The sequence below is a fragment of the Colwellia sp. PAMC 21821 genome (assembly GCF_002077175.1).
Taxonomy (GTDB): Bacteria; Pseudomonadota; Gammaproteobacteria; order Enterobacterales; family Alteromonadaceae; genus Cognaticolwellia.
On the sequence record NZ_CP014943.1, the window covers coordinates 1463601 to 1477940 of the forward strand.

The 14340-nt window shown below is 39.5% G+C and carries 11 protein-coding genes; 2 read left to right on the forward strand and 9 right to left on the reverse strand.

Going from position 1 to position 14340, the window contains the following annotated elements; all coding sequences use genetic code 11:
• Position 1: 1 nt before the first annotated feature.
• Positions 2–1219, reverse strand: coding sequence for an efflux RND transporter periplasmic adaptor subunit (locus A3Q33_RS06135; RefSeq protein WP_155866712.1), 1218 nt, complete (start codon positions 1217–1219; stop codon positions 2–4).
• A gap of 623 nt (positions 1220–1842) precedes the next feature.
• Here A3Q33_RS06135 and A3Q33_RS06140 point away from each other — a divergent pair.
• On the forward strand, positions 1843–2304 hold the full coding sequence (locus tag A3Q33_RS06140; protein ID WP_081179189.1) for a tellurite resistance TerB family protein: 462 nt from the start codon (positions 1843–1845) through the stop codon (positions 2302–2304).
• An 85-nt stretch (positions 2305–2389) separates the two neighbouring features.
• The gene (locus A3Q33_RS06145) at positions 2390–3226 is read left to right on the forward strand and encodes a CvfB family protein (protein ID WP_081179190.1); all 837 of its coding nucleotides are present in this window, start codon (positions 2390–2392) and stop codon (positions 3224–3226) included.
• 70 nt (positions 3227–3296) lie between these two features.
• Here A3Q33_RS06145 and tldD read toward each other — a convergent pair whose 3' ends face one another.
• The 8 genes from tldD to A3Q33_RS06185 all read right to left on the reverse strand — a co-directional run bounded on the left by tldD (position 3297) and on the right by A3Q33_RS06185 (position 14290).
• Entirely contained in the window at positions 3297–4745 is a 1449-nt protein-coding gene (tldD, locus tag A3Q33_RS06150) for a metalloprotease TldD (RefSeq protein WP_081179191.1), read from the reverse strand.
• Positions 4738–5586, reverse strand: a complete 849-nt coding sequence (locus tag A3Q33_RS06155) for a carbon-nitrogen hydrolase family protein (protein ID WP_231295788.1) — start codon at positions 5584–5586, stop codon at positions 4738–4740. Before A3Q33_RS06155 ends, tldD begins: the two co-directional genes overlap by 8 nt.
• Positions 5587–5588: 2 nt before the next feature.
• Entirely contained in the window at positions 5589–9722 is a 4134-nt protein-coding gene (locus A3Q33_RS06160; RefSeq protein WP_081179192.1) for a YhdP family protein, read from the reverse strand.
• Positions 9723–9790: 68 nt separating this feature from the next.
• The gene (gene rng / locus A3Q33_RS06165; RefSeq protein ID WP_081179193.1) at positions 9791–11254 is read right to left on the reverse strand and encodes a ribonuclease G; all 1464 of its coding nucleotides are present in this window, start codon (positions 11252–11254) and stop codon (positions 9791–9793) included.
• Positions 11255–11266: 12 nt separating this feature from the next.
• Positions 11267–11854, reverse strand: a complete 588-nt coding sequence (locus A3Q33_RS06170; RefSeq protein WP_081179194.1) for a Maf family protein — start codon at positions 11852–11854, stop codon at positions 11267–11269.
• Between the two features lies 1 nt (position 11855).
• On the reverse strand, positions 11856–12335 hold the full coding sequence (gene mreD / locus A3Q33_RS06175; RefSeq protein WP_081148221.1) for a rod shape-determining protein MreD: 480 nt from the start codon (positions 12333–12335) through the stop codon (positions 11856–11858).
• The gene (gene mreC, locus A3Q33_RS06180) at positions 12332–13213 is read right to left on the reverse strand and encodes a rod shape-determining protein MreC (RefSeq protein WP_081179195.1); all 882 of its coding nucleotides are present in this window, start codon (positions 13211–13213) and stop codon (positions 12332–12334) included. The genes mreD and mreC overlap by 4 nt, the downstream gene beginning before the upstream one ends.
• Positions 13214–13246: 33 nt before the next feature.
• Positions 13247–14290 (reverse strand): rod shape-determining protein, encoded by a 1044-nt coding sequence (locus A3Q33_RS06185; RefSeq protein WP_081179196.1) that lies wholly within the window; start codon positions 14288–14290, stop codon positions 13247–13249.
• Between the last annotated feature and the right edge of the window lie 50 nt (positions 14291–14340).

Sequence of the window (14340 nt, forward strand, 5' to 3'; positions counted from 1 at the left end):
ATTATTCCCCAGAGCCACTGTCATTTTTTGCAATTTGTGACTCGCTGTCTTTAATGTCAACGTCTTCTTCACTGCTTTGTTGCGACTTATCACCAATTAAAGCTAATTTCATACCATCGACTGGATAATCAAGTGCTGAAACTATCAATTGATCACCGTCAGATATACCACTTGAAATAATGACATTTTCACCATCTTGACGGACAATTGTAACGGTTGAATAATGTAATTTAGACTCACTATTTAACAGCGCAACACGACCATTTGTCACTAAATAACGAGGAACAATAGCGGCTTGGTCGAGAGCGACACCTAAGATTTTAGCATTGACGTAAGCGCCAAAACGTAGCGGTGTTTTTTCATTTTTTTCAGATAATGCATACGGGTCGAAAATTTCAGCCACCAAATAACTCATGCGGCTTGTACTATCAATAACGCCTTCGCTACGTGCAATTCTAGCCGCCCATACAATTTCACTGCCCGCAAATGTACCGGATAAATTAACCGTGGCGTCTTTACCTTGGGCAATTAAAAACTCTAGTTGATTATCGGCAACGGGCAAACGCACTTCAGCAACTGCCGTACCTAATAATTTACCTAATAGACTCCCAGTACCAACAAACGAGCCTAAGCCAACATTACGGCTGTCAATCATAGCGTCATAAGGTGCTCTAACTTCCGTTCGCTCTAAATTGCGTTTCGCCCGTAAAATTGACGCTTGAGCTGATTTTACTCGCGCTATTTCTTGCGCTAATTGTGGTTTACGTAAACTTAATTCTGTTGGTGACGTATCGGTAATTTGCTTCCATTCTTGCTTGGCAACTTGACCTTGAGCGCGTTCCGTTTCTAAAGATGCACGGGCTGATGCCATTGTCGCTTCAGCTTCAATAAGTGCCGCTTCATAATCATTAGGATCTATGCGCGCCAATAGTTGGCCTTCTTTGACAAAACCACCTCGAACAAATGTTGCCGATAGCTCGACAATTTGTCCGCTAACTTGCGCCACTAATTCAGTTTCATATTTAGGCTTAACTACCCCATACGAATCTACATCTAAGGTCATTGGTGCAAGCGAGATCGCTTCAACAGCAACAATAGGGGTATTATCAACCTCTTCTTTTTCTTGCGGCGGTTTTTTCATACTTGAAAATGCAAAGAAAATTAAAACACCGGCGATTAGAATGACAATAGGTATAATTATTTGTTTTTTCCGTGTCACAATGACGTCCTCATAGAGTCTATAATTTTATAATTTTTAGTTTCGTGGCAATAGGATACAGAAATTATTGGCTACAAAAACTAACAAAGTTGTAAATGCTTGTTACAAAATTCACGCCGACTTTCAGCAATTGACTAAATTATACTAAAAAAAGCCTATATAACAAACAGTTGGATAAATATATTTTCAGATATATAAAATACTTAGGTTAAAATTAATTATCACTTTATTAACATGTTGGTTTTTTTCGCTAAATAATTAACTTTTTAAAAAATTTTTAGTCGATATTACACACAAGAATAAACGTAATACCATTGTTATGAATGAGACGATTTACGGCAATACGTAGCGATAACAAAAAAAAAGCTAATCCATTGTTATAATTATTAAATAATTAAAAATTTATGTATTGCACTCCGTAAAGTTCAGCAGTAGCTTATTATGCTTGATATCAATATTGCGCAAACAACTGTACCTACTCCTGCCTCATCATTATTAACTAGTAGCGCTAAATTAATACGGTAAAACCAACAGTTACAATTTAATATGAAATAAACTCACTGGGAGCTTGTACCTGCAATTAAATACATTAAAATTAATCATCAACTCATTGAGGGTAATTTATGTTGTCAAAAATTAGTGCATTTTTTCAAGCGTTAGGTGAAGCAGATAACCAACAAGCAAACGAATTAAGCTTAGAAATCGCCTGTAGCGTTTTATTGTGCGAAGTCATGCTTGCCGATGGTCAACTCGATAATGCTGAACAACAAAAACTCAACCATATTATTGCTAGCCAGTTTCAATTGTCGAACGCAGAAGTGGCAGAAATCATAAAACACGCGCTTGTGCTTTGTGAAAACGCGACGGACTTTTATCAATTCACCTCTAAAATAAACGAAAATTACAGCCTTGAAGAGCGTATAAAAATGCTAGAGCTTCTATGGCAAATGGCTTATGCCGATGGTGAGTTGGCAAGTATTGAAGAGCATATTATCCGTAAAATCGCAGATTTGTTGCATTTGCGACACAGTGAATATATTCAAACTAAGTTAAATATTCAATCTAATATAAGCACAGTTAAATAAAATTTGTTTCTACAGGGAAAATGATAGTTAACTTGCCACTAAATCGGTTATTATAGCCGCAAGTTAACTGACCTCAAGAATCCACATGGCAAGCATCGGAAAATACAACACCCTCCCTGTAGTAGCAATTACTGATAAAGGCGCATATTTAAATGCAAATGAATTAGGCGAACTTTTATTACCTAATCGTTTTGTGCCTGAAGATTGCCAAATAGGCAGTGAAGTTAAGGTTTTTATCTATGCTGATACCGCTGACCGTATTGTCGCAACAACAGAAAAGCCATTTGCGGAAGTTGATCAATTCGCTTCTTTGAAAGTGAGCCAAGTAAATAAAATGGGCGCTTTTCTTGATTGGGGTTTACCGAAAGATTTACTCGTGCCTTATAACCAACAACATAGCGAAATGGAAGTTGGCAAATATTACTTGGTTAGAATATTTCTTGATTTAAAAACAGATCGTTTAGTTGCCTCTAGTAAACTGGATAAGTTTATCGATATTTGGCCAGCTGACTATCAAAAGTGGGATAAAGTCACATTAACTATCGCCTCTAAAACTGACCTCGGTTTTAAAGCCATTATTAATGACCTGCATTGGGGTTTACTTTACGATAATGAGATCTTTAAGCCACTACGTACCGGTAAAAAAATTACCGGTTATATCAAACAAGTGCGTGAAGATGGTCGCATTGATTTATCGTTAACCCGTCCAGGTGAAGGTAAAGTTAAAGACTTTAGTGAAAAATTATTAGCCCATATTGCTGAACATGACGGTTTTAGTCCACTGCATGATAAAAGCGACCCTGAATTGATAAAACGTATTTTAGGGGTGAGTAAAAAGACTTTTAAAGCTACGGTGGGTAATTTAATGAAAAACGGTAAAATTACCATCGAAGCTAACGGTATTCGTTTAAAAGATTCTTAATTTCAAGCTATTTGAAAACAAAAAAGCCCTTACGGGCTTTTTTTATGTCATTTGAAATTATAGACAGTAGTTATTGCGTGCCACCGACTGTCATTTCATCAATTTTTAACGTTGGCTGACCAACACCGACAGGTAAGCTCTGGCCGTCTTTTCCACAAACACCGACGCCAGCATCTAACTTCAAGTCATTGCCAACCATACTAACGTTTTTCATCGCTTCAGGACCACTGCCAATTAAGGTAGCACCTTTGATCGGTGAGGTAATTTCACCATTTTCAATTAAATAAGCTTCTGAGCTAGTGAAGACAAATTTTCCTGACGTAATGTCAACTTGGCCACCGGCAAAATTTGGCGCGTAAATGCCTTTTTTCACTGACTTAATAATATCTTCAGGCTTATGCTCACCAGCCAACATATAAGTGTTTGTCATGCGTGGCATAGGTAAATGTGCATAAGATTCACGGCGACCATTACCTGTTGGTTTTACACCCATTAGACCGGCATTATGTTTGTCTTGCATATAGCCTTTAAGCACACCTTTTTCGATAAGCACATTATATTGCCCTGGTGTACCTTCATCATCGATGCTTATTGAACCTCGGCGATTTGCCATAGTGCCATCATCAATAATAGTACATAAATCAGAAGTAACTTTCTGGCCGATTTTACCCGAAAATGCTGAAGAGCCTTTACGGTTAAAGTCACCTTCTAAGCCATGACCAACTGCTTCATGTAATAATACGCCTGGCCAACCCGCGCCTAGAACAACCGGTAATAAGCCAGCAGGTGAATCTATAGCAACTAAATTCACTAACGCTTGACGCACGGCTTCTTCAGCATAGGCTAAGTAGCGAGGTTTATTGTTATCCAACTCAAAAAAGTAGCTATAATCTGTACGCGCGCCACCACCAGAACTAGCACGTTCTCGCTTGCCGTTTTCTTCGACTAAAACAGAACAGTTAAGACGTACTAATGGCCGTATATCAGTAGCATACGTGCCGTCACTAGCAGCAACTAATATTTTTTCATAAACACCTGACAAGTTAACAATCACTTGTTTTACACGTTTATCGACACTACGTGCATGCGCTTCAACTTCATGTAGCAAGGTTATTTTTTGCTCTTGAGGCAAACTAGCAAGTGGATCTAATGCTTTATATTGCTCAGGATTTTGCTGCATTTTTTTGCCATCAAACACTTGCACACGTGCAGATTTTTCAGCATTAGCGATACCTTTAGCAGCGTCAGCCGCTTTGGTTAACGCAGCAGGTGAAATATCATCAGAGTAAGCAAAACCTGTTTTTTCACCAGATATAGCGCGTACACCAACACCACGCTCAATGTTATAAGAGCCTTCTTTGACTATACCATCTTCCAACATCCACGATTCGTGACTACTAGATTGGAAATACAAATCAGCTAAATCTATTTTACGTTGGAAAATGTTATCCAACGTATCCATGAGCATGCTTTCATCAATTTCACTATCAGCTAAAAGCTCTATCTCAACATTATTCATACGACATCAACTTATTTTTAAAACGATTATGAGTGGCAACAGGCATAGCTTTACGCACCTTGTCTACTTCTTGTTCTTGGTAATCAGCACAAATGATACCTTTTCCGGTATCAAGCTGAGTCAGTATTTCGCCCCATGGGCTGATAATCATACTGTGGCCCCAAGTTTCCCGGCCATTTAAATGCACACCTTCTTGCCCTGCGGCAACGATATAAACCTGATTTTCAATTGCGCGCGCCTGCAATAAAGTTTGCCAATGCGCGGCACCTGTTACGCGAGTAAAAGCGCTAGGTACAGTAATTATTTTTGCTCCTTGTTGGCACAACTGGCGAAATAGTTCAGGAAAACGTAGATCATAGCAAATCGTCAAACCAATATTAACGCCAGCAGCTTGTACCACACTGATACGATCACCCGCTTTGGCATAGCGTGATTCAAGGTAGTTTTTTTCACTGTCTTGTACCGCTACATCAAATAGGTGTATTTTATCATAACCACCTAATTCTGTACCTTCTGGTGAAAATACAAAACAACTATTAGTAAATTTTTCTTGTTGGTCTGATATCACCGGAATGCTACCGGCCACCAAAAAAACATTATATTTGCTCGCTAGCTTTCCGAGTCGACCTTTCAGTTCATTGGTTGCTTGATTTTCTCGTGCTAATGCCAATTGTTCTTTATCTTTACCACCAAAAAACAAGCAGCATTCAGGTAACAAAACCAATTGTTGTTGTGCTTTCTCTAGGGTAGCTAATTGCCGTTCAATATCCGCAATATTATCTTCAACACTCGTATTGGAAGACATTTGTATCGCACAAAGTTGCATTATTTTATTTGTCATTTTTATAAACCATCAAGATTATTGCCTTTAGGATCTGGCTCTTTCGGCTGTTCAGATCCCGAAGTTTCTGGAATACTATCAACGATTACAGGCGGAGAAGAGCGGCCAACGCTAATATTCTGGTTTTTTCGGCTTACTTGCTTAAATTGCGGTTCGTCTAAATTTCCGGTCACTTCAAAATTGATCTCTGCAATTACTGTCGAGGTGATCACTTCATCGAGTGCTACTCCGGCTAAAAATGTGACAGGATTTAAAGTCGCAATCCAAGCTAATACCGGTAAGCTAGAGGTTAAGTTAGGCTTATATGACATACGATAGTCGAGTTCACCATTATTTAAATTGGTATTACCCACTATGGTTAAATCACCTGCTGAGCCTTTCATCAGGACGTTATCTGTATATGCCACACCATCTTTTACCGTAAAATCACCTTTTAGCTCACTATAAAACATGCCATCACTAAAAATATCTCGAAAATCAAAACTTAATTTACGAACTAATGACTGCAAACTTAAAAAAGATAAAATACGTACGCCTTTATCATCAATATCAGCCAAATAACCATCATCAAATGTTGTAGACAACTCGCCATTAAATGTCGCTAGGGCAAAGTCATGCGGCCCACCTTGCCAAGTAACGTCATAGTTCACCTCAACACCACTATCTTTGATAATCGATACATAACCTAAATTTTCTATTTCTTGCGCAACATTGTTAGCCGCTAAAGTCCCTGTAACGCTGGTTTGTGAGCTATCTTTTGTTAATCGCCATTTAGCGTCAAAGGCAACATTATTTTTACCACGTTTAGCGGTGAAATTTTTCAATAAGAGTGTATCTTCTTGGGTGCGAGCGATGTTAAACATGACCTCACCAAAGTCATAGTTGTCGTATTGGCAACTCGTACAGGTTACTCTTAGCGGTGGCAGATAAGCAAAAAAAGCAGCATTATTAGCATGGTCAATAAGCGGTAATATTGTTTGCTCTTTGGCATTTATTGGACCAGTACTATCTGTGCTGCTAATTTCAGCTGGTTTTACTTCACCTTTAGCCACATTAACGTCGCCAGCAACCGATAATGTCGGTACTGCCTCATTAGTCGTTTTTGTAACATCAGTAATTTTTGTCTCAGCATCAACAGCAGCTTCAGTGCCTGCTTTTTGTATAGAATCACTTTCAGCACTCTTTATATGGATAAAGTCGGCATTAATATCGATACCTTGTTGGTGCCAATCTGGATAAAACTTAGCTGAGCCTCTTAACTCTTTGGCATTAACATTGAGCAGCCAACCGTCCGTTTCGGGTAAGAAATCAAAATTTACTTGCTGAAAGTCCTGCCCATAAACCTGCAAGTTGGCAACTTGGCCATGAATTTTTTCAGGTGCAGATAATAAACTTTGCTGACTCACCTCTGACACTACTTTATTTTCAGCAGTGCTTAATTCGGTTGGCGCTGATTCAACCGCAGCCAAAATATCTAACACTAAAGGTTGCCATTGCTCGAAATCCGCTTTTTCAACATCAGCAGTAATATGAAACCCGGAAGTTGGTAACCATGATTGTTGTTTTCCTAACACTAAGTGAGCCAAAGAAAAACTTGTTTTCTGGTGATCAAGTAAACCATAAAAATTCACTTTATTGCCAACTTCAGCTTTTATGGTGCTATTTAATTCATCACCAAAGGCATGAATACTCACCGCTAATTTTTCATCAGTAGCTTTAGTAAAGGGAGCAGGTATTGCTAAAGCTACATTATGTAGCTCTGTATTTATTTGATAATCATAAAAGGATTTATCACCAATAAACTCTAATGCCAATAGTCCTTGCCATGCTACTGCACCTTTAGCATATTTCACTAAATCATTGGGTAATTGCGCTTGCCAGTGCTTATTTTTCCATTGGCCTAGGGTTTCAATATTCACACTATAAAGTTCAGACTTTTTCTTCGCCTCAACATTTACCGTTAGTGGCATGCCACGCCAGTCGAGCTTGACACCCGTTGCTGTTATCACGTCATTGTAATAATCTAAACGGCCGTTAACTTGTGTAAAGTCCATGCTAGGTGCTTGCAGTGCCACGGTATTATTTTTAAAATCAACGTGACCCTTAGCAATAACCGCATCCGTGTTTTGTAACGGGAGTATTAGCGAGAAATCACCGTCGATAGGGCCTGAAATAATAACTTGTTCTAACGTTACACCGACCGAGTCTTGCATTGGACTAGCGTTCATTAATTGGGTGACTAATTGCGGCTGTGTTTGAGCAAAACTCGCATCAACCGTCAACACTCCCTCGCCTGCTAAATCTGCAATTGCAGCCTCAACGCCGGCAACATCAATGCCTGATAATGTCCCTTCTCGCCCTGTAATTAGCATACTGTTATTGGTAAAATTAAGATTTGCGGAAAAGTTTTCTATTGCTGGCCACTGTGGGTCAAACTTAAATGTACTTTGAGATAATTCTGCATCAACCACAAAAATGCCTTCATGGTTATTAAATGGAAAACTTTCAAGCGGGCCATTAAATAACACTAGTGCTTGATTAATCTCACCATCAACAATAGCAGCGTTGAGGTAGTTAACTAAATTGTCGCCCATTAATAAATGAGGATAGAAATATTCAGCGTATTTAGCATCGCCGTCACTCACACTTGCTAGCAATGCCATAGTAACGGGCTGACCTGCTACACTATTAACGTTAAGATCAGCTTGCAACGTTATTTGTGGCGAGTTAAACGCTATATTTTCAACTGAAAGCTGCCAGCTATTAGCTGAAAACTTTGCGTTGATCAAACTACTTAAGCGTTTATATGGAATAGGGTATTTAAAGTGTTTATCAAAATGAAGTGCGCCATCAACAGCATTCAGCGATATTTGCAGCTGGTTATTAGCATAAACTAATTCGCCACTAACATTATCAATGCCCGGAATACCTTGACTAAAATGGCTATCAACATCGCTAAATGTTGCGGTTATGGCGGTATCATTTGCGTTACTACGAAAATAAATATTTTCAACTCTACCTACAGCGTCGAGGTCGAATAGTAATTTTTCAAGACCAACATTGTCAGATAATAAAGGCGATATGCCGGCAAAACTTGCCAGTTCTATGGCATTAATATAACCATTAATATGTTCGCCATTAACATTAGCCAATAGCGATAGCTGGTTAGTTTCCACACCATTTCGTTTAATCGTTATTGGCGAAGTTGCCACGCTAAAGTTCAATGCTTCTAACGTTTTTATCTGAATATCACCGCCAGCAATTTCAAATGTTTGTGCTTTACCTTCATGCTGCCAGATAATTTCATTTTTACCCAAAGCGAACTGAATAAACTCTGGTTTACCTGCTTTAATTTTTAACCAAGCATTAAAATTAATGGCAGAATGCGTATTAGCATCCTTTATGGCTAAAGCTCGCCCTAGCCAAGGGGTAATATCGATTTCATTAGCCTCAAGATAAGCTTGCCCGCTCAACTTGTCGAACCTAGGGCCTTGAAAGTCTAATAAAACTTTTAAATTATTTGAGCTCAGGCCGTCAACAATAACGGTACCGTTAGCACGGTGACGATTATGCTTATTTACCCAAAACATTTCATTAATGGTAAAAGCTTTTACGCCCGCTGCAGTATGATAAAGCACATGACTATCGCGAATGGAAAAACGAGATATTTGTTCGAGTAATATCGAAGAAAGTGAATCTAATAAACTGTCATTACCTGCTTGGTCATTACCTATATCTTCAGCTGAATTGATCAAAGACGCTTGTTCAAACGCTAATTCTGCACCTGAAATAACAAAATCTTGTGTAACAACTTGCCCCGAGCGAATGGTGCGCCAAAAGTTTAATTCAACGGCTAAGCTATCAATATATATTTGACTGTTGTTACTGGAAAAAAGCTCAACTTTTTGGCTGATCAATGTCGGGCCTGATTTGCCCCAGCCCATACTTAGCGAGCCGATAGATATATTACTGTTATAGCTGCTATTTAAATAATCTTCGACATCTTGACGATAATTGTGCGCATAAGGCAAAAATAATCGTAATAAGCTGATCAACACGGCAAAAACTACTAACAAAACTGCTAATAGTTTATACAGGCGTTTAAGCCACTTATTTAATACCGAAGAAACACTCATTACGTTTTAACCAAACCTTCAAATATCCTAAAATTTTACTAGTGACCATACCAAAACGCGAGTAACAACTACATCATAACAACATCAAATTGCTCTTGATTATACATGCTTTCAGTCTGTACTTTAATTTGCTTACCAATGAAGAGTTCTAGCTCAGCAAGATTATGATACTCGTCATTTTCTAATGACTCACTCACCGATGCTGACGTGTAGACAATAAACTTATCTGCATCATAAGCTCGATTTACTCGGACTATTTCACGAAGAATTTCAAAACAAACGGTCTCAACTGTTTTCACGTAACCGCGACCATGGCAAGCCCCGCATTCCCCACATAAAATATGCTCTAAACTTTCCCGAGTGCGTTTTCGCGTCATTTCTACAAGACCTAATGCGGAAAATCCTGACAAACTGTATTTAACATTATCTTTGGACATCGCCACATCTAAGCTGTGCAAAACACGACGCTTATGCTCTTTATCATGCATATCAATAAAGTCGACAATGATAATACCGCCAAGATTCCTTAATCTCAGCTGACGAGCAATGGCTTGTGTTGCTTCTATATTGGTATTAAAAATAGTCTCTTCTAAATTACGATGCCCAACAAATGCACCGGTATTTATATCTATTGTGGTCATGGCTTCGGTTTGGTCTATGATCAAAGATCCGCCGGACTTTAACTCTATTTTTCGATGTAACGAACGTTGGATTTCATTTTCAACATCGAATAAGTCAAAAATAGGCCGTTCGCCCGGATAATACTCCAGCACCGATGTTAAATTAGGCACAAACTCAGTGGTAAATTCCACTAATTGTTCATAAGTTAGCTTTGAATCAACCCGAATTCGCTCAAGCGAGACACCAACAAAATCTCGTAACATACGAAATGCTAACGATAAATCTTGATAGATAGGATCTTTGGTTTGCTTACGCTCTTTTCGCTCAACAACCTTTGCCCAGACACGGCGAAGAAATTCAGCATCGTGTTGTAATTCTTCCTTGCCTGCACCTTCAGCTGCCGTCCTAACAATGAAACCATGGTCTTTACCACAATAAGGCGTAACTATTGATTTCAGTCGATTTCGTTCAGCTGGATCGTCTATACGTTGCGATATACCCGCATGACTAGCATCGGGCATTAACACTAAATAACGTGCTGCGATGGTAATATCAGTTGTTAGCCTCGCACCTTTAGTGCCGAGCGGGTCTTTAACAACCTGCACAACAATATATTGCCCCTCGTGCACTAAATTTCTAATATCAGGTACTTGATCGCTATTGTTTTCATCGTTTAAGATAAGTTTAGAGTTGATATCTGAGGCATGTAAAAAAGCAGCTTTGCCTAAATTAATATCAACAAAAGCGGCTTGCATTCCGGGCAATACACGAATGATTTTACCCAAATATATATTTCCGACTAGGCCACGACGAGCTTCACGTTCTATATGAACTTCTTGCAGTGAACCGTTTTCGATTAATGCTACCCTAGTTTCACTTGGCGTAACATTGATAAGTAATTCACCGCTCATTTCGTTCCCTATTTAATCTTGTGTCATTGGCGCTTTCACGCCAAATGCCGATAATAACTGCGAAGTTTCGTATAATGGCAATCCGACAACGGCAGAATAACTACCGCGAATTTGTTTAACAAATTGTCCTGCTATACCCTGAATACCATAGGCGCCGGCTTTATCTTGCGGCTCACCAGTTTGCCAATAACGCTTTATCTCTTGTTCAGTAAGTTCTTTAAAATCTACTTCAGTTCTGACCACAATAACATCACTACGTTCACCTTTAACTGCTGCAATAGCGGTAACCACCTGATGAGATTTCCCTGACAGCATAGTAAGTATAGCGATACATTCGTCAAGTGAGGCAGGTTTACCTAATATATGTTGCCCGAATATCACACTGGTATCTGATCCTAATACCACAACATTTTCATCATATTGCTTCGCAATAGCACGGGCTTTTTCAATCGCCAAACGTGCAACATATTGCTCAGGGGTTTCTTGGGGTAATACGCTTTCATCAATATCAGCAGGTAAGCAGATAAAGTCGTAGCCAAGTTGTTCAAGCAGTTCTTTTCGACGCGGTGATTGCGACGCTAAAATCAAAGTAGTAGACATGTTATTTTATTCGAAAATTTCGTCTTATTTTACGTAAAAGCAAAAAGGCCCAAGGCCAAAGTATGATTGTTGTAAATACGGGGTACAAATAACTAGGTAAAAATACCGCGTCAGTTAAAAATCGTTGTAGCCAGAAAACAATTAAGTGATATAAAGCTGATAATACACCAACAATAAGTGCTTGTTGCCAAACTGAAAAGTTGCGTATTTTTTGAAAATTACCGGCAACAATGTAAACAGCAATCGCCATTGCACCAGCATGTACACCTAAAGTTGAGCCTAATAAAACATCCAGAATAAAGCCCAGAACCCAAGCGGAAATAACATTCACGCGCGACGGCAGCGCCAAACACCAGTAAAGTAAAACCACCAATACCCAGTCAGGTCGAAAAGCGTCAACGCTTAATGGTAACGGCATGATACTGGCCATCAGTGCCACTAAAAAGGTTAAGAGTATAATCAAGCGACTAGCAAAGGTCATTGAGTTGCGGCCTCTTTTGCTGGCAATGTATCGGTTGTTTTAGCCTTTGGCGCATTAGCTTGTTCTGGCCACAATAATAAGACATATCGTAAGCGATCAATTTTGGCTACTGGCTGACTTTGAATTTGAGAAAATGCCCGCGACTCGTCTTGAATAACAGAAGTCACTTTCGATACGGGATACCCTTCTGGGAATTTACTACCTAAACCAGAGGTAACTAATAGATCGCCAGTACGCACATCACTACTGTGGGGAACATGATTATGGCTTAAACGGTCAATTACCCCAACACCGCTAGCGATCAACCTGACACCATTGCGACTGATTCTAACCGGTATAGCGTGGGTTACATCCGTGATCAATAATACGCGGCTACTGGTTGTACCCACATGTAATATTTGGCCGACAATACCTTCATCGTCAATTACGGCTTGGCCTTCATAAACGCCGTCGTTTGCACCACGGTTTATCACGACTTGATGCGTATAAGGGTCACTATCAACCGCAAGAATTTCAGCCACCATTTTTTTAGCGTCGCTGCGCACCGGAGAAGCAAGTAGCGCTCTTAAACGCCCATTTTCACGCTTAACAATCTCTAATTGTAATGCCTGTTCATGGAAGACTAACTCGTTGATTTTGTATTGTTCATTGTCATCTATGAGTTTACGACGCGTAACAATGTTTTCTGCCGCCCAATTCATCATTTGTTTAGGTGCGGTGGCTAAATATTGTAATGGGCTCACTATAGATTGCAAAAAGCCTCGAGCGGACTCGAAGCTATTCATTTTATGGTCAAAAAATATTAACGCTGCAGAGCAAAGCAGCACCAAAAAAAGTCGGTGCTGTGGGGCCGGTCCATGCTTAAATATAGGATTCATAAATTAAACTTGTATAAATACTAATTTAGTATTTTATTCGTATGAGAATAAATCGCCGCCATGCATATCAATCATTTCAATTGCCTTACCGCCACCACGAGCTACACAGGTTAACGGATCATCAGCAACGACAACTGGAATACCGGTTTCTTCCATCAGCAAACGGTCTAAACCTCTAAGTAAAGCTCCACCGCCAGTTAGGATCATGCCGCGCTCTGAAATATCAGCCGCTAATTCTGGAGGAGATTGCTCTAAAGCGACCATAATAGCACTAACAATGCCTGATAAAGGCTCTTGCAATGCTTCTAAAATTTCATTGCTGTTTAGTGTAAAACTACGAGGTACACCTTCAGCTAAATTTCGGCCACGTACTTCAATTTCAATAACTTCTTCGCCTGGGTAAGCAGAGCCAATTTCATGTTTAATACGTTCAGCGGTAGCTTCACCAATTAAACTACCAAAGTTACGGCGTACGTAATTAATAATGGCATCGTCAAATTTATCACCACCAATGCGTACTGAAGAAGAATACACCACACCATTAAGTGAGATAATGCCGACTTCGGTAGTACCACCACCAATATCAACCACCATTGAACCGGTTGCTTCAGATACTGGCATACCTGCGCCAATCGCTGCAGCCATTGGCTCATCAATCAAATAAACTTCACGTGCGCCAGCACCTAAGGCTGATTCACGAATAGCACGTCGTTCTACTTGCGTAGAGCCGCAAGGAACACAAACTAAAACCCGTGGACTAGGTCGTAAAAAGTTATTGCTGTGTACTTGCTTTATAAAGTACTGCAACATTTTTTCGGTAACAAAAAAGTTAGCAATAACGCCATCTTTCATTGGACGAATCGCTTCAATATTTCCCGGTGTACGACCTAACATTTGTTTGGCTGCAGTACCAACCGCGGCAACACTTTTAGAGCCACCAGAACGGTCTTGACGAATAGCGACAACAGAAGGCTCATTCAAAACGATGCCTTGGTCTTTTACATAAATCAGGGTATTTGCGGTTCCTAAGTCGATTGATAAATCGTTAGAAAACATGCCGCGTAATTTCTTAAACATATTGTCGAAATGTCCTTTAAACATCACCTAGGCAACAAGCTGCCGGAATA

Excerpts from the sequence above, each read along its gene's own strand:
- A3Q33_RS06170 (WP_081179194.1), bottom strand. The coding sequence starts at position 11,854 with ATGTCTACTACTTTGATTTTAGCGTCGCAATCACCGCGTCGAAAAGAA.
- tldD (WP_081179191.1), bottom strand. The coding sequence starts at position 4,745 with ATGAATAATGTTGAGATAGAGCTTTTAGCTGATAGTGAAATTGATGAA.
- A3Q33_RS06140 (WP_081179189.1), top strand. The coding sequence starts at position 1,843 with ATGTTGTCAAAAATTAGTGCATTTTTTCAAGCGTTAGGTGAAGCAGAT.
- A3Q33_RS06185 (WP_081179196.1), bottom strand. The coding sequence starts at position 14,290 with ATGTTTAAGAAATTACGCGGCATGTTTTCTAACGATTTATCAATCGAC.
- A3Q33_RS06160 (WP_081179192.1), bottom strand. The coding sequence starts at position 9,722 with ATGAGTGTTTCTTCGGTATTAAATAAGTGGCTTAAACGCCTGTATAAA.
- rng (WP_081179193.1), bottom strand. The coding sequence starts at position 11,254 with ATGAGCGGTGAATTACTTATCAATGTTACGCCAAGTGAAACTAGGGTA.
- A3Q33_RS06155 (WP_231295788.1), bottom strand. The coding sequence starts at position 5,586 with ATGACAAATAAAATAATGCAACTTTGTGCGATACAAATGTCTTCCAAT.
- mreD (WP_081148221.1), bottom strand. The coding sequence starts at position 12,335 with ATGACCTTTGCTAGTCGCTTGATTATACTCTTAACCTTTTTAGTGGCA.
- mreC (WP_081179195.1), bottom strand. The coding sequence starts at position 13,213 with ATGAATCCTATATTTAAGCATGGACCGGCCCCACAGCACCGACTTTTT.
- A3Q33_RS06145 (WP_081179190.1), top strand. The coding sequence starts at position 2,390 with ATGGCAAGCATCGGAAAATACAACACCCTCCCTGTAGTAGCAATTACT.